This window comes from Micromonospora sp. WMMD882 (genome assembly GCF_027497255.1).
GTDB lineage: Bacteria > Actinomycetota > Actinomycetes > Mycobacteriales > Micromonosporaceae > Micromonospora.
This window is the reverse complement of sequence record NZ_CP114903.1, coordinates 5,950,281-5,975,411: the sequence shown is the minus strand read 5'-3', so window position 1 is coordinate 5,975,411 and position 25,131 is coordinate 5,950,281. Positions and strand designations below refer to the sequence as shown.

At 74.5% G+C, this 25,131-nt stretch carries 19 protein-coding genes and 1 pseudogene; 9 read left to right on the top strand and 11 right to left on the bottom strand.

What is annotated here, in order from left to right; genetic code table 11:
- From O7606_RS25785 to O7606_RS25775, 3 genes are all read left to right on the top strand, one after another.
- Window positions 1-966 carry a carbohydrate ABC transporter permease gene (locus tag O7606_RS25785; protein ID WP_281596578.1) on the top strand — a complete coding sequence of 322 codons (966 nt, stop codon included), beginning with the start codon at window positions 1-3 and terminating at the stop codon, window positions 964-966.
- 63 nt (window positions 967-1,029) lie between these two features.
- Window positions 1,030-2,055: a LacI family DNA-binding transcriptional regulator gene (locus tag O7606_RS25780; RefSeq protein WP_281596577.1), complete on the top strand. Its 1,026-nt coding sequence runs from the start codon at window positions 1,030-1,032 to the stop codon at window positions 2,053-2,055.
- 87 nt (window positions 2,056-2,142) lie between these two features.
- Entirely contained in the window at window positions 2,143-3,813 is a 1,671-nt protein-coding gene (locus O7606_RS25775; RefSeq protein ID WP_281599882.1) for a glycoside hydrolase family 13 protein, read from the top strand.
- A gap of 49 nt (window positions 3,814-3,862) precedes the next feature.
- Here the strand turns inward: O7606_RS25775 and O7606_RS25770 are convergent, their stop codons facing one another.
- The 3 genes from O7606_RS25770 to xylA form a co-directional block, all read right to left on the bottom strand.
- Complete coding sequence (locus O7606_RS25770) at window positions 3,863-5,287, bottom strand: MFS transporter (protein ID WP_281596576.1); 1,425 nt, start codon at window positions 5,285-5,287, stop codon at window positions 3,863-3,865.
- 92 nt (window positions 5,288-5,379) lie between these two features.
- Complete coding sequence (gene xylB, locus O7606_RS25765; RefSeq protein WP_281596575.1) at window positions 5,380-6,798, bottom strand: xylulokinase; 1,419 nt, start codon at window positions 6,796-6,798, stop codon at window positions 5,380-5,382.
- A 10-nt stretch (window positions 6,799-6,808) separates the two neighbouring features.
- Entirely contained in the window at window positions 6,809-7,996 is a 1,188-nt protein-coding gene (gene xylA, locus O7606_RS25760) for a xylose isomerase (protein WP_281596574.1), read from the bottom strand.
- Between the two features lie 111 nt (window positions 7,997-8,107).
- Between xylA and O7606_RS25755 the strand changes: the two genes are divergently transcribed.
- The 3 genes from O7606_RS25755 to O7606_RS25745 all read left to right on the top strand — a co-directional run bounded on the left by O7606_RS25755 (window position 8,108) and on the right by O7606_RS25745 (window position 12,190).
- Window positions 8,108-9,346 carry an ROK family transcriptional regulator gene (locus O7606_RS25755; protein ID WP_281596573.1) on the top strand — a complete coding sequence of 413 codons (1,239 nt, stop codon included), beginning with the start codon at window positions 8,108-8,110 and terminating at the stop codon, window positions 9,344-9,346.
- 130 nt (window positions 9,347-9,476) lie between these two features.
- Window positions 9,477-11,159 (top strand): PP2C family protein-serine/threonine phosphatase, encoded by a 1,683-nt coding sequence (locus O7606_RS25750; RefSeq protein ID WP_281596572.1) that lies wholly within the window; start codon window positions 9,477-9,479, stop codon window positions 11,157-11,159.
- Entirely contained in the window at window positions 11,156-12,190 is a 1,035-nt protein-coding gene (locus O7606_RS25745; protein ID WP_281596571.1) for a cobalamin B12-binding domain-containing protein, read from the top strand. The genes O7606_RS25750 and O7606_RS25745 overlap by 4 nt, the downstream gene beginning before the upstream one ends.
- A 536-nt stretch (window positions 12,191-12,726) precedes the next feature.
- On the opposite strand, the gene O7606_RS25740 is transcribed toward O7606_RS25745, so the two are convergent.
- Window positions 12,727-13,326 carry a MarR family winged helix-turn-helix transcriptional regulator gene (locus O7606_RS25740; RefSeq protein WP_281596570.1) on the bottom strand — a complete coding sequence of 200 codons (600 nt, stop codon included), beginning with the start codon at window positions 13,324-13,326 and terminating at the stop codon, window positions 12,727-12,729.
- A gap of 96 nt (window positions 13,327-13,422) precedes the next feature.
- On the opposite strand from O7606_RS25740, the gene O7606_RS25735 reads away from it, so the two are divergent.
- Window positions 13,423-14,553, top strand: coding sequence for a PP2C family protein-serine/threonine phosphatase (locus O7606_RS25735; protein ID WP_281596569.1), 1,131 nt, complete (start codon window positions 13,423-13,425; stop codon window positions 14,551-14,553).
- Window positions 14,554-14,560: 7 nt separating this feature from the next.
- Here the strand turns inward: O7606_RS25735 and O7606_RS25730 are convergent, their stop codons facing one another.
- The 7 genes from O7606_RS25730 to O7606_RS25700 form a co-directional block, all read right to left on the bottom strand.
- The gene (locus O7606_RS25730; RefSeq protein WP_281599881.1) at window positions 14,561-16,030 is read right to left on the bottom strand and encodes a sugar transferase; all 1,470 of its coding nucleotides are present in this window, start codon (window positions 16,028-16,030) and stop codon (window positions 14,561-14,563) included.
- A gap of 215 nt (window positions 16,031-16,245) precedes the next feature.
- The gene (locus tag O7606_RS25725) at window positions 16,246-17,982 is read right to left on the bottom strand and encodes a VWA domain-containing protein (protein ID WP_281596568.1); all 1,737 of its coding nucleotides are present in this window, start codon (window positions 17,980-17,982) and stop codon (window positions 16,246-16,248) included.
- A 146-nt stretch (window positions 17,983-18,128) separates the two neighbouring features.
- On the bottom strand, window positions 18,129-19,166 hold the full coding sequence (locus O7606_RS25720) for a lactonase family protein (protein WP_281596567.1): 1,038 nt from the start codon (window positions 19,164-19,166) through the stop codon (window positions 18,129-18,131).
- 151 nt (window positions 19,167-19,317) lie between these two features.
- Window positions 19,318-19,914, bottom strand: coding sequence for an ATP/GTP-binding protein (locus O7606_RS25715; protein ID WP_281596566.1), 597 nt, complete (start codon window positions 19,912-19,914; stop codon window positions 19,318-19,320).
- On the bottom strand, window positions 19,895-20,284 hold the full coding sequence (locus O7606_RS25710) for a DUF742 domain-containing protein (protein WP_281596565.1): 390 nt from the start codon (window positions 20,282-20,284) through the stop codon (window positions 19,895-19,897). The genes O7606_RS25715 and O7606_RS25710 overlap by 20 nt, the downstream gene beginning before the upstream one ends.
- Complete coding sequence (locus tag O7606_RS25705; protein ID WP_281596564.1) at window positions 20,274-20,696, bottom strand: roadblock/LC7 domain-containing protein; 423 nt, start codon at window positions 20,694-20,696, stop codon at window positions 20,274-20,276. The genes O7606_RS25710 and O7606_RS25705 overlap by 11 nt, the downstream gene beginning before the upstream one ends.
- Complete coding sequence (locus O7606_RS25700; protein ID WP_281596563.1) at window positions 20,696-23,086, bottom strand: nitrate- and nitrite sensing domain-containing protein; 2,391 nt, start codon at window positions 23,084-23,086, stop codon at window positions 20,696-20,698. The genes O7606_RS25705 and O7606_RS25700 overlap by 1 nt, the downstream gene beginning before the upstream one ends.
- Window positions 23,087-23,476: 390 nt before the next feature.
- On the opposite strand from O7606_RS25700, the gene O7606_RS25695 reads away from it, so the two are divergent.
- Window positions 23,477-24,055 (top strand): hypothetical protein, encoded by a 579-nt coding sequence (locus O7606_RS25695; protein ID WP_281599880.1) that lies wholly within the window; start codon window positions 23,477-23,479, stop codon window positions 24,053-24,055.
- 208 nt (window positions 24,056-24,263) lie between these two features.
- A pseudogene (locus O7606_RS27690) lies at window positions 24,264-24,443 on the top strand (hypothetical protein); the annotation flags it as partial.
- Window positions 24,444-25,131: the final 688 nt, after the last annotated feature.

Below are 25,131 nucleotides of genomic sequence, written 5' to 3'. Positions count from 1 at the left end.
ATGACCACCACCACGCCCCCGGTGGCCGCGGGCACGCAGGCCGAACCCCGGCCGAGGACCGCCGCCGCCCGGGTACGGAAACGGCTGAACAGCCGTACCGCCACCCTGGTCTCGATCGTCATCGCGGTGGTCTGGACCATCCCCACCTTCGGGCTGTTCATCTCCTCCATCCGGCCCGAGGACCAGATCAAGACCACCGGTTGGTGGACGTTCTTCACCGACCCGCAGTTCACCCTGCAGAACTACCAGGACGTGCTCTTCGGCCGGTCGGCGTCCTCCGGGCAGTTGGCGAGCTACTTCGTCAACTCGCTGGTGATCACCCTGCCGTCGGTGCTGTTCCCGCTCGCCTTCGCCGCGCTCGCCGCGTACGCGTTGGCGTGGATCAACTTCCGCGGCCGGGACTGGATCTACATCGGCATCTTCGCGTTGCAGATCGTGCCGCTGCAGATGGCCCTGGTGCCCCTGCTCAGCTTCTTCTCCACGGGGGTCAGCGTCGGCGGCGTCACCCTGATGCCCGCCTGGGACCTCGCCGACGAGGAGAAGTTCGTCCAGGTCTGGTTCGCGCACACCTGCTTCGCGTTGCCGCTGGCGGTGTTCCTGCTGCACAACTTCATCTCGCAGCTACCGAAGGACCTGATGGAGGCGGCCCGGGTCGACGGGGCGACCCACCCGAAGATCTTCCGCACCATCGTGCTGCCGCTGGTCACCCCGGCGCTGGCGGCCTTCGGCATCTTCCAGTTCCTCTGGGTCTGGAACGACCTGCTCGTCGCGCTGATCTTCGCCGGTGGCGGTGACGAGACCGCGCCGCTCACCGTCCGGCTGGCCGAGCTCGCCGGCACCCGGGGCAACGAGTGGCAACGGCTCACCGCCGGGGCGTTCGTCTCGATCGTCGTACCGCTGATCGTGTTCCTGTCCCTGCAGCGCTACTTCGTGCGGGGACTGCTCGCCGGCAGCGTCAAGGGTTGATCCGACCTTGGCCGCCGCCCGCCGGACGCGGGCGGCGGCCGGGCCGACCGGATCGGATGAACCGTGACGAAGATCGATGACGTCGCGCGGCTCGCGGGCGTCTCCACCGCCACCGTCTCGCGGGCGCTGCGCGGACTGCCGACCGTCTCGGCGGCCACCCGCCGACGGGTGCTGGCCGCCGCCGAGCAACTCGACTACGCCGTGTCGCCGAGCGCGTCCCGACTGGCGGGCGGGCGCACCGGCACCGTGGCCGTGGTGGTCCCCCGGATCACCCGCTGGTTCTTCGCCACGGTCGTCGAAGCCGCCGAGGAGGTCTTCCACACCGGCGGGTACGACCTGCTGCTGCACAACCTCGGCGGCCGGGAGCAGACCCGGCGACGCGTGCTGCGCACCGCCAACCTGCACAAACGGTCGGACGCGATCCTGCTGGTCGCCACCCCGCTGCGGCCCGCCGACCTGACCGCGCTCACCGCCCTCGACCTGCCCGGCGCGATCATCAGCTCCGGCAGCGTCGTACCCGGCTGGCCGTGCGTGCGGATCGACGACGTGGCCGCCGCGCGCACCGCCACCGGGCACCTGCTCGCCCTCGGCCACCGGCGGATCGCGCACCTCTCCGGCGACCCGGAGGACGAGCTCGCCTACACCACCCACCTCGACCGGCGGCGCGGCTACCAGCAGGCGCTGCGGGCGGCCGGCGTCCAGCCGGACCCGCGACTGGACGTGGAGTCCCGGTTCACCATCGACGGCGGCCACCAGGCCACCGTGGAGCTGCTGCGCCGCGGCGAGCCACCGACGGCCATCTTCGCCGCCTGCGACGAGATGGCGATGGGCGCGCTGAGCGCGCTGCGGGCCGCCGGACTGCGGGTGCCGCAGGACGTCAGCGTCATCGGCATCGACGACCACGACCTGTCGGTGGTGCTGGGGCTGAGCACGGTGGCCCAGCCCGCCGCCGAACAGGGCCGGCTCGCCGCCCGGGTCCTGCTCGACCCGCTGGTCGGCGCGGCGGGGCAGGCCCGGTCCACCGCCCCGGTGATTCTCCCCACTCGGCTGGTCGTACGGGATTCGACCGCCCCGCCCCGGGCAAACTGAACGGATTCGACCGCCGGAGCCGGTCGGACCGGTCCGACCAGCCGCCGGTACCCGCCCGACCAGCCGTTCGACACTCGGGAGTAGGCCCTGAACACCCAGCACACCGACCAGGAAAGCGCCACCGGCCCGGCGACCGGGTGGTGGACCGAAGCCGTCATCTACCAGATCTACCCCCGCTCGTTCGCCGACTCCGACGGCGACGGCATCGGCGACCTGCCCGGCATCACCGCCCGGCTCGGCCAGCTCGCCGACCTCGGGGTGGACGCGGTCTGGCTGTCGCCGTTCTACCCGTCGCCGCAGGCCGACGCCGGCTACGACGTGGCCGACTACCGGGGCGTCGAGCCGCTGTTCGGCACCCTGGACGACGCCGACAAGCTGATCGCCGACGCGCACGCCCACGGCCTGCGGGTGATCGTCGACCTGGTGCCCAACCACACCTCGTCGGCGCACGCCTGGTTCCGGGCCGCGCTGGCCGCCGCGCCGGGCAGCCCGGAACGCGGCCGGTACGTCTTCCGGGACGGCCGGGGGCCGGACGGGGCCGAGCCGCCGAACGACTGGCGCAGCGTCTTCGGCGGACCGGCCTGGACCCGGGTGACCGACCCGGACGGCCGCCCCGGCCAGTGGTACCTGCACCTGTTCGACACCGCCCAGCCCGACCTCAACTGGGACAGTCCCGAAGTCCGGGCCGAGTTCCTGGACGTGCTGCGGTTCTGGCTGGACCGGGGCGTCGACGGTTTCCGGGTCGACGTGGCGCACGGGTTGATCAAACAGGCCGACCTGGCGGACTGGCAGGAGCCGCAGGAGATCCTCTCCGGCTCCGACGCCCAACGGCCCCGTCCGCCGATGTGGGACCAGGACGGGGTGCACGAGATCTACCGGGAGTGGCGTCGCCTGCTGGACAGCTACGACGGCCAACGGATCCTGGTCGCCGAGGCGTGGGTGGAGCCCGCCGAGCGGCTCGCCCGCTACGTCCGCCCCGACGAGATGCACCAGGCGTTCAACTTCGAGTACCTGCTGGCCGCGTGGACCGCGCCCGCCCAGTACGCGGTGATCACCCGCTCCCTGGAGGCCACCGACGCGGTCGGCGCGCCGACCACCTGGGTGCTGTCCAACCACGACGTCGTCCGGCACGCCTCCCGGCTGGGGCTGCCGATCGGCGTCCCCCGCCCCAACGGCATCGGTGTCGGCGACCCGCAGCCGGACGCCGCGCTGGGCCTGCGCCGGGCCCGGGCGGCCACCCTGCTGATGCTGGCCCTGCCCGGCTCGGCGTACCTCTACCAGGGCGAGGAGCTCGGCCTGCCGGAGCACACGGCGCTGCCCGACGAGGCCCGGCAGGACCCGACCTGGGAGCGCAGCGGGCACACCGAACGGGGCCGGGACGGCTGCCGGGTGCCGATCCCCTGGGAGGCCGACGCCCCCTCGTACGGCTTCGGCCCGACCGACGCGAGCTGGCTGCCGCAGCCGGCGAGCTGGGCCGAGTACGCCCGGGACCGGCAGGCCGGGACGCCCGGCTCCACGTACGAGATGTACCGGACCGTGTTGCGGCTGCGCCGGGAACACGACCTGGGCCGGGGCGCCCTGCGCTGGTTGGCCTCCGGCGACGAGGTGCTGCACTTCCGTACCGGCGAGGTCGGCGTGCTGACCAACTTCGGCGCGGCGGCCGTGCCGCTGCCCGAGGGCGCGGAGCTGCTGCACGCGAGCTGCCCCCTCGACGACGGCCTGGTCCCCACCGACGCCACCGCCTGGTACCGCCCCTGACCGGGTCAGGAAGGGCCCCTCCGCACCGGAAGGGGCCCTTCCTGACGGCTCACAGCCGCTCGGCGCGGCGGTGCAGCAGGTCGCGCACGGCGGCGATGTCCCGGGGCGAGGTACGCGAGGCGAGCCAGTACATCACCCCGGTCGGCACGAAGAAGAGCTGGAAGGCGGCCAGCCCGACCGCGTAGTTCAGCGGTGGCGGGAAGGCCCCACGCAGCGCGTGGAAGACCACCCCCACCAGCCCGTTGCCGGTCGCCCGACCGACCCCGTTGACCAGGTTGCCGAGGCTGTAGACGGTGCCCCGGTGCTCGGGCGGGTTCACGTCGGCGATCAGGGCGAACCAGTTCGGCGAGTTCGCCGAGGTCAACGCCAACGCCAGGACGGCGGCGAGCAGGCTGAAGCCGACCGTGGGCTCGGTGAACACGCTGGTCAGCACCGCGCCGGTCACCGCCCCCGCGCCGGCCCCGTCCGGCACGTCGATCCGGATCGGCACGAAGAACAGCGCCAGGTAGAACGGCACCGCCGCGAGGATGCCCACCGCGGCGACCATGGCCCGGCCCCGCGGGGTACGCCGTTGCAGCGCGTCGCCGACGAGTCCACCGACGATGGAGAACACCCCACCCAACTGGAACAGGGTGGCGAAGACGCTGCCCACCACGATCGCGGTGGCCGCCGAGTAGCCCTGCTCCCGCGCCCGCTCGCTGAACAGCACCGGCAGCCAGACCAGGGAGCCGAACGCCGCCTGCGCGGTGAGCCCCTGGAGCACCAGCCAGCGGTTGGTCCGCCGACGCAGGATCCGGGGCAGGTCGGCGTGACTGATCCGGTAGTCGTACTCGGCGCCGTGGGCGAGCGCGGCGGCCAGCTCGGGTTCGCTCTGTCCGCGCCGGACGTCGTAGGTGAACAGGTACGCCGCCGTGGCGGCCAGGCCGACCACGCTGAGCAGCAGGAACGGCCGCCGCCAGTCGACCGCGCCGAGGATCCCGCCGAGCAGGGTGCCGGCGAGCGTGCCGACGCCCTGGGACAGCCCCCAGAAACTCATCACCAGCCCCCGGCGGCGGGGCGAGATCAGGTCGGTGACCACCGAGAACCCGACCGAGCCGACCGCGCCGAGCCCGACCGCCGCCACCAGTTGCGCGGCCAGGAACGCCGGGTAGTCCGCCACCAGGGCGCTGCCCGCCGTGCCCGCCGCCCAGAGCAGGGTGCCGACCATCAGCAGCGGCTTGCGGTTGGTCCGGTCGCCGACGTACGCCCAGCCCACCGCGGCCACCGCGCTGACCAGGAAACTCACCGCCGTGACCAGGCCGACCAGGCGCTGCGGCACGGCGAACGAGTCGGCGATCGGCCCGTACAGCGGCGGCACCAGACCGATCGCCACGTTGTCCAGCGAGGCGAGCAGCACGAACACGACGACGCTGTAGAGCCGGTGCGCCCGCGTGCCGCCCCGGGTGGGCCGACCGGCGTCACTGGTGGTGGTCACGTCGGGCAGCAAACCACGAGCAGGTCACGCGGCGGTGACAGACGCCCGCGAACGGCCCCCGGGACGCGCGCCCGGGGGCCGTTCACCGACTGTCAGTCCCGTCGCGCGTCCACGACCCGGTCCCGGGCCTCGGCGTACCGGGCCCGGATCTCGGCCACCGGCTCGGCCGCGTACTCCTCCGTCTCGCCGACCGACCACCGCGGCGCCTGCGCGCCGCCGAGGGCGACCCAGGCGGCCTGGCGGGCCGCGCCGTCGGCGACGTACTCGCCGGGCGGCGGGACCAGCACCGGGCAACCGAAGACCTGCGGCGCGATCCGACGGACGGCCGCCGACCGCGCGCCCCCGCCGACCAGGATCACCCGGTCGACCCGGGCCCCGTGCGCCAGCAGCGCGTCCAGACCGTCGGCGAGGGCGCAGAGCATCCCCTCGACGGCGGCCCGGGCCAGGTGCGCCGGGGTGGAGGTGCGCAGGGTCAACCCGTGCACCGCCCCGGTGGCGTCCGGCCGGTTCGGGGTGCGCTCCCCTTCCAGGTACGGCACCAGGGTCAGCCCGTCCGCGCCGGGCGGCGCGGACAGCGCCAGCTCGGCCAGCTCGGTCAGGTCGACCCGGAGCAGGGCGGCGGCGGCGTCCAGCACCCGGGCCGCGTTGAGCGTGCAGACCAGGGGGAGGTACCGCCCGGTGGCGTCGGCGAACCCGGCGACCGTGCCGCTGGGATCGGCGGCCGGCGCGTCGGCGACGCTGAACACGGTGCCGGACGTGCCGATGGAGATCACCACGTCGCCGGGGCGCGCCCCGACCCCGAGCGCCGCCCCGGCGTTGTCCCCGGCCCCGGGGCCGAGCAGCGCCCCGCCGCCGCCGACCGTGCCGGCCGCCTCGGCCGGACCGAGCACCGTCGGCACCACCGGTCGCCGGCCGAGCGCCTGCTCCAGCAGGTCCAGCCGGTAGTCGCCGGTGGCCGGCGACCAGTAGCCGGTGCCGCTGGCGTCGCTGCGGTCGGTGCGCAGCGCGGCCAGGTCGCCGCTGCCGCCGAGCCGCCAGGTCAGCCAGTCGTGCGGCAGGCAGACCGCCGCGACCCGCGCGGCGTGCTCCGGCTCGTGCCGGGCCAGCCACCGCAACTTCGTCACGGTGAAACTGGCCACCGGCACGCTGCCCACCGCGTCCGCCCAGAACCGCCGGCCCGCCTCCCCCGTTCCGGCCTCGGTGACCAGGTCGGAGGCGGCCCCGGCGGACCGGGTGTCGTTCCACAGCAGCGCCGGCCGGATCACCTGGCCGTCGTCGTCCAGGCAGACCATGCCGTGCTGCTGGCCGGCGACCGACACGGCGGCCACGTCGGCCAGCCCGCCGAGGGCGTCGAGGGACGTGGTGAGGGCGTGCCACCACGCCGCCGGGTCGACCTCGGTGCCGTCCGGGTGCGGCGCGCGGGCCTGCCGGACCAGCGCGCCGGTCTCCGCGTCCCGGACCACGATCTTGCAGGACTGCGTCGACGAGTCGACGCCCGCGACGAGCGGCATGACGCCCTCCTCAGCGCGCGCCGAGCAGGTGCTCGACGGCGAGCTGGTTGAGCCGGACGAAACCGAAGCCCTTCGCGGAGACCGCGTCGACGTCCAGCTCCTCGAAGGCGGACCGGTCGGCGAGCAGGTCGGCGGTGCTCTCCCCGGGCGCGAGGGTGGGCTCGGCCAGCTCGGCGACCTTGCTGGCGGCCAGCGCCTCGGCCACCTCCGGGTCGGCCCGGAACGCCGCCGCCCGCTCCTTGAGCAGCAGGTACGTGGCCATGTTCGCCTCGGCCGACGCCCAGACGCCGGTGCTGTCCTCGGTGCGGGAGGGCTTGTAGTCGAAGTGCCGGGGGCCGTCGTAGCCGGGGGCGCCGGTGATGCCGCCGTGCTCCAGCAGGTCGACCAGGGCGAACGAGTTGAGCAGGTCACCGTGGCCGAAGACCAGGTCCTGGTCGTACTTGACGCCGCGCTGGCCGTTGAGGTCGATGTGGAACAGCTTGCCCTGCCAGAGCGCCTGGGCGATGGCGTGCACGAAGTTCAGGCCGGCCATCTGCTCGTGCCCGACCTCGGGGTTGAGGCCCACCAGGTCGGGGTGCTGGAGGGTGGAGATGAACGCCATCGCGTGGCCGACGGTGGGGAGCAGGATGTCGCCGCGCGGCTCGTTCGGCTTGGGCTCCAGGGCGAAGCGCAGGTCGTAGCCCTGGTCGATGACGTACTGGGTGAGCAGGTCGACGCCCTCGCGGTAGCGGTCGAGCGCGGCCCGGACGTCCTTGGCGACGTCGTACTCGCCGCCCTCCCGGCCACCCCACATGACGAAGGTCTTCGCGCCCAGCTCGGCGGCGAGGTCGACGTTGCGTAGCACCTTGCGCAGCGCGAACCGCCGGACCTGCCGGTCGTTGCTGGTGAAGCCGCCGTCCTTGAAGATCGGGTGGGTGAAGAGGTTGGTGGTGACCATCGGCACCACCAGGCCGGTGTCGGCGAGCGCCTTGCGGAACCGGGCGATGTGGTGGTCGCGGGTGGCGGCGTCGGCCCCGAACGGGATCAGGTCGTCGTCGTGGAAGGTGATCCCGTACGCGCCGAGCTCGGCGAGCTTGTGCACCGCCTCGACGGCGTCGAGCTCGGGGCGGCTGGCGTCACCGAACGGGTCGCGGCCCTGCCAGCCCACCGTCCAGAGCCCGAAGGAGAACTTGTCGGCGGGAGTGGGACGGGGTGCCATGCAGACCTCCGGGTGGGTGACGGGGCTGTCGTACGGACGCGGCACGACCGCGCCGGAGCCCATTTGTTCAGCGGTTGAATTATTTGGCGACGGTGTGGCACTGTCAAGGGCGTGTCCAGCTCCGTCGTCTCGACCCCGGCCGGAGCGGTCCGCCAGACCAGCCTCCGTGAGATCAACCTCGCGCTGCTGCTCGGCCGGATCGCCGCCGCGCCCCGCCCGCCGTCCCGGGCCGATCTGGCCGCCGACACCGGCCTCACCCGGGCGACCGTCTCCGCGGTGGTCGACGACCTGATCGGCGGTGGGCTGGTCACCGAGGTCGACCCGACGCCCCGGGCCCGGGCCGGGCGGCCCGCCCGGGGTCTGCTGCTGGCCGGGCACGGCCCGGCCGGTCTCGGCCTGGAGGTCAACGTCGACTACCTGGCCGCCTGCGTGCTCGACCTCGCCGGGGCGGTCCGGCACCGCACCGTGCGCCGGGTCGACCTGCGCCTGCTCTCCCCGGGCGAGACCCTGGGCCTGGTCGCCGAGCTGGCCGCGCGGGCCCGCGCCGACGCCGACGACCAGGGCCTCACCCTGGCCGGGGCGGCGCTCGCGGTGCCCGGCCTGGTCGGCGCGGGCGGCGTGGTCCGGCTCGCGCCCAACCTGGGCTGGCGTGAGGTCGACGTGCCGGCGCTGCTGGCCACCCGCCCCCCGCTCACCGAAGCCGTTCCCGGCCTGCCGGCGCTGGTGGTCGACAACGAGGCCAACCTGGCGGCCCTGGGTGAGCTGCACGCCGGCCGGGCCGGGGTCACCGACTTCCTCTACATCTCCGGCGAGGTGGGCATCGGCGCCGGGATCGTGCTGGACGGCACGCTCTACCGGGGTGGGCGCGGATGGAGCGGCGAGATCGGCCACCTGCCCGTGCACCCCGAGGGGCGGCCCTGCCGGTGCGGCGGGCGGGGCTGCCTGGAGCAGTACGCCGGCCAGGAAGCGATCATCGGCGCCGCCGGCCTGGGCGGTGACGACCTGCCCGCGCACGCCGCCCGGCTGCACCGACTGGCCGACGAGGGTGATCCGGCCACGCTGGCCGCGCTCGCCGAAGCCGGCACGGCGCTCGGCGTCGCGGTGGCCGGGGTGGTCAACCTGCTGGATCTCGACACCGTCGTCCTCGGTGGCGGCTACGCGCCGCTGGCCCGGTGGCTGAGCCCGCCGGTGACCGCCGAGGTCTCCCGCCGGGTGCTCACCGCGGCCTGGGCGCCGGTCACCATCCGGCCGGCGGTGCTCGGCGCGGACGCCGCCGCGGTCGGCGCGGCCGGCTCGGTGGTCCGCCGGATCATCGCCCGGCCGCACGCCTGGCTGGCCCGCTGCGGGTGAGCGCCGCGCCGGCGGATGGTCGACCGGTCGACAGTCCCGTTACCCTTGCCGGGAAGCAAGCAATCCGGACCGAGGAGTTCCGCCGCGCCATGTGCACAGGTCAACCGCCCGGGGCACCCGGCGAGCGACGGTGACCACCACCCGGGAGGGCGGGGTGACCGGTCCGGTCAGCGGTGATGGTCACGCCACCCGCGAGCGTTCCCGGCCCACCCCGGCCGGCGCCGCCCCGACCGATGCCACGCTCGCCCGTGAGCTGCTCGACGGGTTGGCCGAGGCGGTCGTCACCGCCGACGCCCAGGGCGTGGTGACCCTGGTCAACGCCATGGCCGTGGAGCTGCTCCCCGAGGTCACGCCGGGCACGCCGCTGGCCGGGGCTCCGATGCCGGCGCTGGCCGGGGCGGCCCGCGCCGGAGCCGACGTCTTCGAGACCGAGCACCGGGGGCGCCGGTTGCGCGGCGTCCGCCGAACGCTCAAAGGGCCAGGTCACGCCTGGTACGTCCGGGACGTCACCGAGGAACGTGCCCGCACCGACGCGCTGCTGGCGGAGCGTTCCCGGACGGCTTTCCTGGCCCGGGCCGGCAGCCGGCTCGGGGTCTCCCTGCACCGCGAGCAGACCCAGCGCACCACGGTCACCCTGCCGGTGCCGTACCTGGCCGACGCCGCGCTGCTGGTGCACCGAGCGCCGCCGCCGGCCCCGGCCGACGCCGAGCCGGTCTGGGTACGCTTCGCCGACGGCGATCCGGGTCCGCTCGTCGGGACCGGCCCGGCCGAGTTGGCCGACTCGGTCCCCGGGCTCGCCGAGGCGCTCGACGGCGACCGCACCGACGCCCGCCCCTGGCTGGACGCCGAGCTCGCCGACCTCGGTCGGCTGCTGCCGGACGGGTTCGGTCGCCCCGGCACCGTCCTGGTCACCCCGGTGCTCGGGGCCGGCGGCCCGACCGGCGCGTTGATCCTGGTACGCCGGGCCGGGCGGACGGGCTTCGACGAGCGGGACACCGACGTGGCCCGGGAGTTCGCGGCGCGGGCGGGCGCGGCGCTGGCCACCGCCGAGCTGTACGGCGAGCAGACCCACCTGGCCCGGGTGCTCCAGGCCAGCCTCCTCCCGCCCAGGTTGCCCGAGATTCCCGGGGTGGCCCTGGCCGGCGGCTACCGGGCGGCCGGCGACAGCCTGCGCATCGGTGGGGACTTCTACGACGTCTCCGCCACCGGCGACGGGGGCACGTTCGCGCTCGGTGACGTCTGCGGCAAGGGTGTCGGGGCGGCCGTGCTCACCGGCCGGGTTCGCCAGTCGATCCAGACGCTGCGGTTGGTGGAGCAGCGCCCGCTGGAGCTGATGGCCCTGCTCAACCGGGCGCTGTTCGACGCGCCGGAAGCCACCCGGCGCAACCAGTTCACCACCCTGCTGCTGGGCGCCTTCGCCGCCGGGCCGGACGGCGGCGTCACGCTGCGGGTCGCCGGCGGCGGCCACCCGTCCCCGCTGGTGGTGACGGCCGCCGGCGCGGTCCGGACGGCGACCGTCGGCGGGATGCCGGTGGGCGCGCTCAGCGACGCGCGGTTCGTCGAGGTCGAGCTCCGCCTCGCTCCCGGTGAGCTGCTGCTCGCCTACACCGACGGGGTGACCGAGGCGCGGGGCGGACCGGGCGCGATCGAGATGTTCGGTGCGGGACGGCTGCGTCGGGCGCTCGCCTCCGGGGCCGGCCTGCCACCCCGGGCCATGGTGGACCGGCTGCTGCAACTCGTCGACGAGTGGCTCGACGGGCAGGGCCACGACGACATCGCCATGTTGGCCATCGCGGCAGCGCCCGGGGGGTGAACGGCCCGCCCCGGGACCCCACCGACGGCGCGGCCGGCGCCGGCCCGACCGTCGAGACGAGGGCGTCGGCCGTGCACGCGTACCTCGCCTGCCTGGACGGGGCGGAGCCCACCGTCGCCGCCACCCGGCTCGTGCTGGGCCTGCTCGACGACGGCTGGTCGGTCCCGGACGTGCTGGTCGACCTGGTGGCCGTGGCCCAGCGGGAGATCGGTCGGCGCTGGTTGACCGGGCGGTGGAGCGTCGCCCGGGAGCACGCCGCGACACACGTCGGCGAGGAGGTGGTGGCCGCGGTGGGCCGCCGGCTCACCGACCCGGGGCGACGCGGTCACGTGGTGCTGGCCTGCGTGGAGGGCGAGTGGCACGCGCTGGCCGCGCGGATCGTCGCCGAGGTGGTCCGGGCCGGCGGCTGGCGGGTGACGTTCCTCGGGGCCAGCGTCCCGCCCCGGCACCTGGTCAGCTACCTGCACCAGACCGGGCCGGACGCGGTCCTGCTGAGCTGCGTGCAGCCGAGCCGGTTGATCCGGGCGGCCCGGATGATCGAGGCGTGCCGGTCCGCCGGCGTGCCGGTGGTCGCCGGCGGACCGGGCTTCGGCGCGGACGGCCGCTGGGCCGCGGCGGTGGGCGCCGCCGCCTGGGGCGCGTCCGCGCGGGACGCGCTCGACCTGCTGGAACGTCGCCACCAGCGCACCGCGCCAGGGGATCCCGTGCCGCGCCCGCAGGACGACGAACACGTCGCCGTCCTGCGCCGCCGCCGCGAGGTGGTGCAGTCGGTCGCCCGGACGGCGGCGACCGCCGAGGGCGACGGTGAGCAGCTCGAAACCGCCGTCGCCCAACTGCTGGACTCGCTCGCCGCCGCGCTCCGGGTCGACGATCCGGAGCTGGTCGCCGGGTTCGTCCGATGGCAGCGCCAGGTCGTCACGTCCGGTCCCCGGCAGCCGTCGTACGACGCCCTGCTGGTCGCCTGCGCCGACGCCCTCACCGAGCATCCCCGCGCCGCCCGGTACCTCCGCCAGGCCCGCCTTCCCGGCTGAGGCCAGTCCGGGTCCCCCGCGGTCAGCCCGGGTCCCCCGCGGTCAGTCCGGGTCCCCCGCCCGCCCTCGCCCGACCCGCTTCCGCCTACCCGGCCGTCCGCGCTGGATCACCACACGATCCGCTCGGCGTGCCCTCACGTCGTCGCACGACGCAGTGCCGCCGGCCTCACTTCCAGTGATGTTCTGTCGTAGGCCTACGGATCTCGTTGCGCCCTTTGCTCTGCACCCTGATACGCGCCAGCCACACATGGTGATCAGGAACTCAAGACAGCGTCACCCATCCTGTTGAGGTTTCTCCTGCTCATACGAGTGGTGCCGATACGGGTGCAGAGCAAAGTCTGCGACCGGGTGGCAGCCGTCACCTATGACGTCACACTGCGTCACGAAGCGACAAGCGAGCCGGAGAGTAACTACGGGTAGTGAACGCGAGGTACCGGCGTCTCGGGCCACCGCACCCCGAGACGCCGATCCGATCGCCTCTCCGCCGCGAGCAGCCACGGAACGCGAAACACCCGCGCGCCGGAGGCGGACGGAGCTCAGGCGGTGCGCCGGAACGGCTGCGGTCCGGGCGTCGGTTCCCGCTGCTCGGCCGGGCCAGCCAGGTGGGCCGGGTCAGCCAGATCGGTGGGGCCGGTCAGGTCGGTGGATTCGGCCGGGTCCGTCAGGTCGGTGGGTTCGGCCGGGTCCGTCAGGTCGGTGGGTTCGGCCGGGTCGGCCGACGTGGCCAGGCGGCGGGCCACCGCGTCGAACTCCACGAGCCCCCGGACCAGAGCCTCCCGGCCGGCGGGCGTCATCCGGGCGAGCACCCGGGCCAGCCTGGCCCGACGGTCGGCGCGCAGGTCGGCCAGGAGCCGGACGGCCTCCGGGGTCAGGTGCAGGGAGATCTCGCGACGATCGAGCCGACCCGGTTCCCGTTCCAGCATGCCGGCGGCGACCAACCGGTCACAGAGCCGGCTGGCCGACGACAACAGCATGCCGAGCATGCCGGCGAGCCGCCGCAGGTTGATCCCGTCGTGCTCGGCCACTGCCATCACCACGCGTAACTGGACGCCGGACAGCTGACTCGTGGTCCGCTCCCGGGACTGCTCCCACACCGCGAGCAGGCTGGCTGCCGCGTCGTCGAGCACCCCAGCCATACTCGCTTCCGGTCCGTGTGGACGCTGTTGCTCGGCCATCGTGTGCCCGAGACTACCCCTGACCCGCTGCTGGTCGGGCTACCAGAAGGAGTGCTCATGAGCGTGCCGGTCAACCGGGCCCGTCGGGCGCTGACCGCAGCGCCCGCGGACCTCCTCCTGGACCGGATCTCCGACGAGCTCGCCCGGTCGTACGGGATCACCGACGTCGAGCTGCTCCAGGTCGACTACCGGCTGTCAGCGCTGTTGCCGCTGCGGGACGGGGAAGCGCTTACCACTCCCGGTCACCCGGCCTGGCGGTGCTTCGACCACCAGGAGCCGGTGCTCGCCGACGGGGCCGGATACCTGCCGGTCGGCATGCGCGGCGAACGCCGCGGCGTGCTCCGGTTCGCCCCGGCGCCCACGGACCCCACCGTGCTGACCGAGCTCACCGAGATCGCCACCGTCCTCGGTCACGAGCTGGCCGCCGTCGCCGCCGGCACGGACGTGTACCGGACCGCCCGACGCAGCCGACGCCTCACCCTGGCCGCCGAGATGCAGTGGGAGCTGCTGCCCGGCCGCAGCCGGGAGCGACCGTCGTTCAGCCTGGCCGGTCAGCTCGAACCCGCGTACGCGGTGCGCGGCGACAGCTTCGACTGGTCCGACGACGGCGCCCGGCTGTGGCTGTCGGTGGTCAACGGCATGGGCGAAGGCGTCGAGGCCTCGATGCTCACCTCGCTGGCCGTGTACGCGCTGCGCAACGCCCGCCGGGCCGGGATCTCCCTGGCCGACCAGGCGGCCCTGGCCGACCAGGCGATCTACTCGGCCTACCAGGGTGACCGGCACGTCTCCGCGTTGCTGCTGGAACTCGACCTGGCCGACGGGGTGACGACCGTGGTCGACGCCGGGTCGCCCCGGCTGGTGCTGCTGCGCGACGGCGCGGTCCACGAGCAGCCGCTGGAGGCGCAGTTTCCGCTCGGCATGTTCGAGGGGACGGACTACCGGCCCCAGACGTTCCCGCTGCGCCCCGATGACCGGCTCTTCGTGGTCAGCGACGGGGTCGTCGAGGCCACCGGCCAGAACGTGCGGTACGGCGAGACCGCCCTGGAGCGGTTCGTGCGCCGGACCGGGCCGGTGGCGCCCCTGGACGCCGTCCGGTCCCTCATCGGTGACCTGCGCGCCTTCGTCGCGGGCGACCTGGTCGACGACGCGGTCGTGGTGTGCCTGGACTGGCACGGCCCGCGGCCCTGACCGCCGGTCAGTACGCGCCCCGGCTGTTGACCACCGCGCCGAAGGTCTTCCACAGGATGGTCAGGTCGGCGGCCAGCGACCAGTTCTCCACGTAGTACAGGTCGAGCCGGATGCCGTCCTCCCAGCTCAGGTCGGACCGGCCACTGACCTGCCAGAGACCGGTCATGCCCGGCTTGACCAGCAGCCGGCGGGCCACGTCGCCGTCGTAGCGGGCCACCTCCGACGGCAGCGGCGGGCGCGGGCCGACCAGGCTCATCTGCCCGATCAGCACGTTGACGAGTTGTGGCAGCTCGTCCAGTGACCACTTGCGCAGCAGCCGACCGACCCGGGTCACCCGGGGGTCGTCGCGCATCTTGAACAGCAGCCCGTCGGTCTCGTTGCGGGCGGTCAGCTCGGCGAGCATCGCGTCGGCGTCGACCACCATGGTGCGGAACTTGAACACACCGAACTCGCGCCCGCCCTGACCGACCCGGGTCTGCCGGAACAGCACCGGGCCACGACTGTCGAGGCGGACCGCCAGCGCGATCAGCAACAGCAGCGGGGACAGCGCCGCCAGGGCCAGCAGGGACAGCGACCGGTCGACCAGTCCCTTGATCAGCTTGCGGGCGCCCCGGAACTCGGGGGCCTCCACGTGGATCAACGGCAGCCCGGCGACCGGGCGGGTGTGGATCCGCGGGCCGGCCACGTCGGTCAGGGCCGGGGCCAGCACCAGGTCGATCCCCGTCCCCTCCAACTGCCAGCCGAGCCGGCGCAGCCGGGTCGCGGTCAGCTCGCTGGAGGTGGTGATCGCCACGGTGTCCGCGCCGATCGCCTCGGCCGCCTCCGGGATGCCCCGGAACGAGCCGACCACCGGCACGTCACCCAGCCGCTGCGGCACCGGGGCGAGCAACGCGTCCGGGATGCACGCCCCCACCACCTGGTAGCCGGCGTACGGCTCGCGGCGCAGGGTGTGCACGAGCTCGAGGACGTGCGGCGTGTCCCCCACCGCCAGCACCCGCCGGGACCAGCCGGCGCCCCGGCAGCGGGCCAGGTGCAGTCGTTTGCGGGCCGCGAACCGGGCCGCCACCAGCCCGAGCGTGCCGGCCAGCAGGGCGATCGCCAGGAAGCCCCGGGACACGCCCACGTCCAGGATGTAGCCGGTGATCGCGATGGTCGCGGCCAGCCGCAGGCTCGCCGAGGTGACGCGGCGGTACTCGTCCGCCCCGTAGCCCAGCACCCGGTCGTCGTAGCAGCGCAGCATCTTCAGCGAGAGCAGCCAGGCGATCACCAGCCCGGGCGCCACCAGGACGTAGGGCACGTCCGAGCCACGGGGCTCGTGGTCACCGAAGCGGGTCACGTAGCCGATCAGCACGGCCACGCCGAGCACGGCGGTGTCCAGCACCACCAGGGTACGAACGTAGGCTCGTTCCTCGGCCCGGCCCGTACGTGTCGGCCGGTGCGCGCCGGACGGCGCCGAGGTCGAGGCAGGGGTCAGCAGCGCCGAGGTCAACGACCCTCCCCACTAGCGTCGGTGGTGCCGGGACGGCGTCGGCATCCCCGGTCGCCGGTGCCGCGCGAGCACCCGGACATCTTCCCCTGATAATCGTCCCCTCGGAAGCCACCGACGGAATACCGTCACTTGCTGATTCCGTTGTGGACGGATTCGCGCAACCCTTGCCTCGTACGATCAGCCGTCGTTGACTGTCCGGTCGGTCAGCGTGGCGCGTTGGGGCGCAGCGCGATCGCCTTCAGGAAGATGTCACCGATCTTGGTGGGGTCCTCGGTGACGAAGACCCCGCCCCCGGTGACCTTGGTGATCGCCTCCAGCTCGGTACGGCTGACGTCCTGCCCGATACCGATGATCACGACCTGGACGGGTCGTTCCGGGTCGGCGATCCGGGTCAGCTCGCCGAGCAGCGCGTCCTGGCTGATCCCGTCGTCGTCCTCGTTCTTGCCGTCGGTGAAGAGCACGACCGAGTTGACCCGGCCGGGCTCCCAGTCGTCCTGCACCGTCCGGTAGGCGGCCAGCACCGTGTCGTACAGGCCGGTGTCGCCGTTGTCCTTCGGCCGTACCGTGCCCAGGGCCGCCTCCAACTGACGGCGCTGGGTGGAGAGCGGGCCGATCGGGACCAGCTCGCGGTAGTCCCGCCTGCCGACCAACTGGGTGGAGAAGGTCCACAGCCCGATCGCCCACGAGTCGTCGAAGAGCCCCAGCCCCCGGCTCGCCGCGGCGACCGTGACCTGTTCGCGGGAGGCGTTGTCGGCGGTCGGCACCGGCGCCTTCATCGAGCCGGACACGTCGATGACACAGAGCATCCGGCCGGACTGGGTGGCGATCGACCAGCCCGACACGGCGGCCTCGATCGCCGACGGGTCCAGCCCGCCCGCCGCCGTGCCGCCGTCGCCCGGGGCGGGCGCCCCGGCGGCGTCCGGCGCGCCCCTGGGCGCCTGGAACGCGGCGCCGGCGCTGCCGTCCGGGGCCCGCAGCCCCTGGGCGGCCAACCGGTCCCGGAAGGACGCCGTGGTGAGCGCCTCGAACAGCACGCTCGCGGCGGACGCCCGGGCCGGCTCGATGCCCGGCAGCACCGCGTACGGGTAGTCCAACGGCATCGGCGCGGGCTCCAGGTAGAGCGCGGCGAGCGGCACCGGCGGCTTGGTGCTGTTGTACGCGACGACGTCCTCCTCGGACAGCGGCGCCGCGCCCAGCCCGCCGGCCACGGCCGCGGGGTCGGTGGCGCGCGGGAAGCGGGCCAGCAGGTCCTGCCGCAGCGCGGAGCGGCCGGTCGCCAACGCCCGCAGCGCGCCCGTCTTCGCCTGCTGGACGTCGCCACCGGCCGCGCTGGCCGCGGCGGTCAACGACAGCAGCCCGGCGAGGCCGGCGGCGTCCCGGGTCGGCTCGACGATGCCGGTCCGCAGGTTCGTCCCGGTGTTCATCTGTTTCAGCAGGTCGGACCAGGTGAGTTTCTTCTGCGGCCAGCCGAGTCGGGTGGCCACCGGCTCCGGCATGGCCACCACCACCGGGCTGCGGGCGATCGAGTCGCCGTTGGCCGGGTCGAACGCCGCGGCGCCGCCCTCCTTCAGCCGGGACAACCAGGTGGAGGAGTCCGGCACCCACACGTCCGGGGTGACGGCCGTGCCGCTGGCCTGCCCCACGCCGGCCAGGGTGACGCCGTGCTTGCCGGCGACCGCCGCCGCGACGTCGACCGGCTCCTGGGCGGAGACGTTCACCGCGATGCAGGCGCCGCCGACCGCCGCGCCGTCGTCCATCCACTTCGCGGCCGCCGCCTGCACCGCCGGGGCGACCTCGGGCGCCGCGGCGACGGTCAGCTCGACCTGACCCGAGCAGGCCGGCCCGACCAGTCGTTGGTACCCGAACCAGGACCCGGTGACGACGACAACGAGCGCCGTCGCCGAGGCGACGGCGCCCGCTCCACGAATCTTCGAACGCATGCGATGGCGGCCCGACACAGTGACCATCTTGCGGACCGGTGAACGTTGCTGCCACAACCGTTCGGACGAAAGTTACTCAGGATGAACAGTCGACCTGCGAAAACCCGCCGCATGTCACGTTGGGTGACTGAATCGGCACGGCTGGCTCAGAGCAGGACGCAGCTCGGGCTCGGCACCGGGACCGGCTCCCCCACCGCCGTCGGCACTCCGGAGGCCGGGTCGATGCGGAACTGCCGGATCATGTCGGCCCGCTGGTCCGCCAGGTAGAGGTCGCGGCCCGCCCAGGCGAAGTGCCGGGGCCACTCCCCGCCGGTCTCCACCTCGTCGACGAGTTCCGGCAGGTCACCGTCGAGGGCGAAGACCGCGAGCGTGCCCACCCCCCGGTTGGCGACGTAGAGCACCCGTCCCTGCGGTCCGACCGCGATCTCCGACGGCTGGACGTGCCCGGCCCGGCCGCTGGCCGGCACCCGGCCCCGCTCCCGCAGCGCCCCGTCGGCGCCCCGGTCGTACGCGGTCACCGTGGCGTCCAGCTCGCCGACCAGGTACACCCGCCGCCCGTCGGGGTGCCGGGCCAGGTGCCGGGGCCCGGAGCCGGCGTGGACGTGGACCCGGGGCGCGCGCGGCACCAGCCGCCCGGTCGCCTGGTCCAGGTCGTACCGGTACACCGAGTCGGTGCCGAGGTCGACCGCGTACAGCGGGCCGCCCGCCGCATCCGGCGAGACCATGTGCGCGTGCGCCTGCTCCTGGCGCTCCGGGTCCGGGCCGTGCCCGGAGTGCACGACCAGGTCGCTGCGCTCACCCGGCGTGCCCGTCCCGTCGAGCGGGAAGACCGCCACGCTGCCGCCGCCGTAGTTGGCCACCACCAGGTGCCGCCCGTCCGGGGTGACCGCCAGGTGACACGGCTCGGGCCCGCCGGTGGGCCCGCCGCCGAGCCGGGTCAGGTCGCCGTCCGAACCGATCCGCCAGGCGCTGACCTGCCCTTCCGGCAGCTCGTGCGCCGCGTACAGCACGGGCAGGGTGGGGTGCCGCGCCAGGAACGACGGGGACGGGGTGACCGCCGCCGTGCCGAGCGGGGTCAGCTCCCCCGTGCCGGGGTCCCGTCGGGCGGCGACGATGCCCTCGCCCTTGCCGTCGCCCTCCGCCGTGTAGCCACCGATGTGGACGATGCCACCCTCGTCGGTCACCGGTACCGCCTTCCGCCCTGCCCGGGGGTCGCCGCCCCCGGGACTGCCGAGATCACTGGCTGTCGAGATCACTCCTGAGCCTTCCCGGGATCACCGGCCGACGAACCGGTTTCCCGCGGAAAATCGTCCACGCGCCGCGCCCGGCCGAGGATCAGGCGGCCGGCTCGCCCCGCATCGCGGCGACGTGCTCGACCAGCGCCACCAGCACCAGCTTGCCGGACTGGCGGTCCCGGGCGTCGCAGAGCACCAACGGCACGTCCGGGTCGAGATCGAGCGCCCGGCGCACCGAGTCGAGGCTGAACCGCCGCGAGCCGTCGAAGCAGTTCACCCCGACCACGAACGGGATGCCCCGCTGCTCGAAGTAGTCGACCGACGGGAAACAGTCGGCCAGCCGCCGGGTGTCGGCGAGCACCACCGCGCCGAGCGCGCCGAAGGCCAGCTCGTCCCAGAGGAACCAGAAGCGGTCCTGGCCGGGGGTGCCGAACAGGTAGACCTGGAGGTCCTCGTTGATGGTGATCCGGCCGAAGTCCATGGCCACCGTGGTGGTGGACTTCCCCTCCACGCCGAAGGTGTCGTCGGTGCCGATCCCGGCGTCGGTGAGCACCTCCTCGGTCTGCAACGGCCGGACCTCGCTGAGCGCGCTCACCAGGGTGGTCTTGCCGGCCCCGAAGCCTCCGGCGATGAGGATCTTCAGGGCCAGCGGGACCCGCTGGCCGGCTCCGTTCCGGTCAGAGCGCACGAAGTCCATTGGCCACCGCCTTGAGGATGTTGTCGTCGGGCAGGTACGCAGTGGTCGGCGGCTCGTGCACGTCGACGAGCCCACCGGCGAGCAGGTCGCCGACCAGCACCCGGACCACGCCGACGGCGAGGTTGAGGTGCGCGGCGAGTTCCGCCACCGACATCGGCTCGCCGGCCAGCTCGACGAGCTGCCGGTGCTCCGGGTGCAGGTGGGGGTGGTCGTCCGGCTCGGCGTCCGGGCTGGCCAGCACGAAGGCGACCAGGTCGAAGTCACCGGTCACCGGGGCGACCCGGCCGCCGGTGACGGTGTAGGGGCGCACCACCGGGCCGGCGTCGTCGTCCAGCCAGACGTGTGGCCGCCCCGGCGGCTCAGCGCGCATCGGTCACGACCGTCGAGGCCCGCGACCCGACGGCGAGGGTCTCGCCGACCCGGGTCACCAGCATCGCCATCTCGTACGCGACCAGGCCGATGTCCGCCTCGGCGTCGCTGAGCACCGCCAGGCACGCGCCCTGCCCGGCGGCGGTGACGAAGAGGTACGCCGACTCCATCTCCACCACCGTCTGGCGGACCGGGCCGGCGGCGAAGTGGCGGCTGGCGCCCTTCGCGAGGCTGGCGAACCCCGAGGCCATCGCGCAGAAGTGCTCGGCGTCGTCCCGGTCCAGCCCGCTGGAGGTACCCATCAGCAACCCGTCGGCGGAGAGCACCACCGCCTGGCGGGCGGCCGGCACCCGGTCGACCAGTTCGTCGAGCAGCCAGTCGAGATCCGTGGCCTGCCTCGTGGGTTGCACCACTACGCGTCCTTTCCCGTTCCGGTGACAGTTTCGACGGTCGTCTCCACCGGCGACAGCCGGGGTAGCTCCGTCGTCGGCTCGTCCACCGGCGACCCGGTGGGCAGCGTGGGCGCGTCCACCGCCCCCGCCGGCCCGCCGGGCGGCCGGGCGGTGGGCTGCTGCGGCGGGCGGGTGGCGGCCTGCCGGCCCCGGGCGGTGCCGGCCTGGAGCGCCGCCATCGCGGCCCGGACCTGCTCCGGGGTACGGGCCGAGGGCTCACCGGGCGTCGACCGACGGACCGGTCGGACCGGGCCGCGCTGGCGGATCCGGCGCGGCAGGCCGTCCGGGCCGATCGGCGCCTCGGTCGGGGCCGGCCGCGCCGACGACAACGGCACCACCGACGGCGCGGCGTTCGGCTCCCGGACGCCACGCCCGGCCGGCCGGGACCGGGGCGCGGTGTTCAGCTTCGTCACCTTGGCCATCCGGCCCGCCCCGACGCCGTCGACGCCCCGGGTCGGCGGCCGGGCCGGCTGGGCGGTCACCACCGCGACCGGCAGCAGGACCACCGCGGTCAACCCGCCCTGGGCGGAGGCGCGCACCTGCGTCCGCACCCCGTGCCGGGCGGCCAGCCGGGCCACCACGAAGTGGCCGAGGCGGGCGCTCTCCGACGGGTCGAACTCCGGCGCGCTGGCCAGCCGCCGGTTGGTCTCCTCGATCGCCTCCGGGGTCATTCCGAGGCACTGGTCGGTGACCTCGACGACGTACCCGTTCGGCACCCGCTCGCCACGCACCTGCACCCGGGTGTGCGGCGGGGAGAACGAGGTCGCGTTCTCGATCAGCTCGGAGAGCAGGTGGATCACGTCGCCGACGGCCCGGCCCACCACGGCGGCGGGCTGCACGGCGACGATGTCGACCCGGGCGTACGACTCCACCTCGGAGATCGCGCCCCGGATCACGTCGAGCACGGCGACCGGGTTGCGCCAGCCGCGGCCCGGGGTGGCGCCGGCGAGGATGACCAGGTCCTCGGCATGGCGTCGCATCCGGGTGGCCAGATGGTCGACCTGGAACAGCTCGGCCAGCTCCGCCGGGTCCTCGGTGCGCCGTTCCATCCGGTCGAGCAGGGCGAGTTGCCGGTGCACCAGCCCCTGGCTGCGTCGGGCGATGTTGAGGAAGACCTCGTTCAGCCCGTGCCGCAGGGCCGCCTCGTCCACCGCCGACCGGACGGCGGTGGCCTGGGCGACGCTGAACGCGTGCCCGACCTGACCGATCTCGTCGGCGCCGAACTCCAGCGGCGGGGCCTCCCGGGCCACGTCGACCGGCTCGCCCCGGCGCAGCCGCGCCACCACGTCGGGCAGTCGGCGTTCGGCCAGGTCGAGCGCGGCCGTCCGGACCCCGGTCAGCCGCTGGACCAGGGAGCGCCCGACCCGCCACGCCACGGTCAGGGAGATCACCACCGCGACCAGGCCGAGCAGTCCGGCGGCGGCGAGCCGGACCAGGATGCCGACGGCCACCGGCACGGAGCGGTCGGTCAACGCCGCCGCCTCGGCCAGTTCGAAGTCCCGTAGCTGTCGCTGGACGGCGTCGTGGGTGGACCGCCAGGCCGTCTCGTCCACCGGGGGCCGGCCGGACCGGTCGGCGACCATCAGCTCCTCCTGGAGCCGGCGCAACCGGACGAAGTCCGGCCCCTCACTGAGCTGCTGGAAGTTGCTGCGGACCAGGTACGGCAGGTCGGTGACGGCCAGCGTGGCCGCGTACCGCTGGTTGCCGACGGTCTGGACGAGCCGGGCGTGCTCGCCCGGGGCGAACCGGCCGGCGGCGAGCGCCCCGGCCACCAGCGCGTCGGCCTGGCTGAGCAGCTCCCGGGACTGGCCGAGCAGGTTCAACGCGCGGGCCTGCCGGGTGAGGTCGACGTCGGGCGCCACGGACATCGCGGCGAAGGTCTGGAAGGCCGCGTCGAGCATGCCGGTGTAGAGGCCGTGCCCGCCGGCCCGGTCCACCTGCCGCTGGTCGATGAAACGCCGGCCGGCGGGCAGCGCTTCCAGGGCGGTGAGGAGCCGGTCGAGGCGGGCGTCGAGCAGGTCGTCGGTGGCGTCCCGCAGGTCCCGCAGGCCGGCCCGGCGGCGCAGCTCGGTCACCGCCCGGTCGGTCCGCAGCCGCTGGTCGCGCAGCGCCGGCAGCTCCCGCTCGCCGGCGAGCTGGGCCACCGAGAGTCGTCGTTCCTGTTGCAGGTCGAGCACCAGCCGGTCGCCGGGCAGGCCGAGCCCGGTGAGCAGCGTACGGCCGGCGAGCAGGTCGAGGGCGGGGCCGAGAGCGAGCGTGGTGGCGAAGATCCAGAGGGCCAGCAGGGCGGCCACCGGGGCGACGACCAGCGCGGTCAGCTTCGAGCGGAGCGGCCAGTCGCGGGAGTTCATCAGACCTCGCCCGGAAGGTGTGGCAGGGGTGGCGCCGGCGCCGGCCGGACAGCGCCCCGCCCGGCACGCCAGGCACCGGTACGAGCGCCTTGGGCAGGATACGTAATCGTGGCGTGTTGCACTACCGTCCGTTCCGTCCGCTCACGTTCGAGGCGGTATCTCCACGGTGGACGAAGGTACCCGGACGTCCCGCCCCGACCGGACCGGGTACGCGTTCCGCGCCGGAATCATCCCGTTACGGGTATTTTGAAAACTCGAATACCCGTGCTGCCGGACCGTCACCTGTCGATCCCTTCGTCCCGGGCACGTCGGAGACCTGTCGAAAAGTAGGCCCGATCGGGATTGGCGATCAGGTGCCGGCGGGAATACCAGATGACGAAGGAGGAGGCCATGTCGCCCACGCAGGTAGTCGTCATCGTTCTCGTCGTACTCGTGATCGCCGCCCTGGCGGCCGCGGTGGCCGTGCGGGCCAGCCGCCGCCGTGAGCTGCGCAACCGTTTCGGCCCGGAGTACGACCGGGTGGTCGCCGAGCACGCCGACCGCGGCGCGGCGGAGAAGGAGCTCCGCGCCCGGCAGCGCCGGCACGCCGAACTCACCCTGACCCCGCTCAGCCCCGAGTCCCGGGCCCGCTACACCGCCGCCTGGGAGGAGGTGCAGCTCCGCTTCGTGGACACCCCCGCCGAAGCGGTAGGCGACGCCGACGCCCTGGTCGGTCGGCTGGTCGCCGAACGCGGCTACCCGACCGGGGACTTCGACGAGCAGGCCGCGCACCTGTCCGTCGAGCACGGCCGTACGCTCGCCCGCTACCGGGAGGCCCACGAGATCCACCTGCGCAACGAACGCGGCGAGGCGAGCACCGAGGAGCTGCGCCAGGCGGTCGTCCACTACCGGGCCCTCGTCACCGACCTGCTCGGCGGCGAGCCGACCACGGCCGACACCGAGATCCCGCACGACGCCACGAGCCGTTGAGGAGGCCGCCGCCATGCGCCAGCACGAGCAGACCGACCAGACCGACGTGATCCGCTCGGAGCCGGTTCCGGTTCCGCCGCCGAACGGGGTGGACGGTCGGCACGCCGACCGGGCCGGACGGACCGAGGTCCCCGAGGACGCCATCGACGACCGGGGCACCTTCGACGACCCGGCGGCGCCCGACGGCCGCCGGTGGGAGGACCGCTCCGACGACCGGGGCGAGGTCGTTCCCCCGGCCCCGGTGCCGACCGCCTTCGGCGCGACCACTGTCGGTGGGGCGGTGGCCGCCTCCGCGCTGGCCAACCCGGTCCCGGCCGACGAGCCGGACCCGCGCGAGGAACGTACCGCCCGCCCCGGCGACGGCGCCGTCGACGGTGACCTGCGGGACGCCGACGCCGACCTGCGCGACCGGGACGGTGACAGCGACCGGGACCCGCGGACCGGGGCCGCGGACCGGGTCGGCCGGGACGCCGATCCGACCGCGCTGCTGCACGGTCACCACCGCGCGCAGACCACCGACGAGGCGGAAGCCGCCGCGCCGGGCGGCCCCGGCTACGGCAGCCCGACCCCGACCATGGTCGACCCGGACTCCGCCGCGGAGGCGACCCGGACCACCGACCCGGAGCTGACGCCCACCACCGATCCGGCGGCGCGCCGGAGCGCCGGGGCGGAGACGTTGACCGCCGCCGGCACCACCGGGTCCTCCTCGGCCGAGCTGGCCGAGCCGGCCACCCTGTTCGACCCGTCGACCGCCGAGGGGTTCCGGGACCGCTGGCGGGACGTGCAGCTCCGGTTCGTCGACGACCCGAAGGCCGCGGCCGGTCAGGCCCAGGCGCTGGTGGAGGAGGCGATCCACGCGCTGGCCGCCGCGCTGGCCGAGCAGAAGAACCGGATCAGCGGCTGGCAGGACGCCGGCTCGGCGGACACCGAGCAGCTCCGTCAGGCGGTACGCGGCTACCGCGACTTCCTGGACCGGGTGCTCGGCCGCTGACGTCTCCCGTCCCCACGCCACCCGCGTCCGCGTCCACGACGCCCCGCTGTCCACGACGCCCCGGCCGTCCACCCGGCCGGGGCGT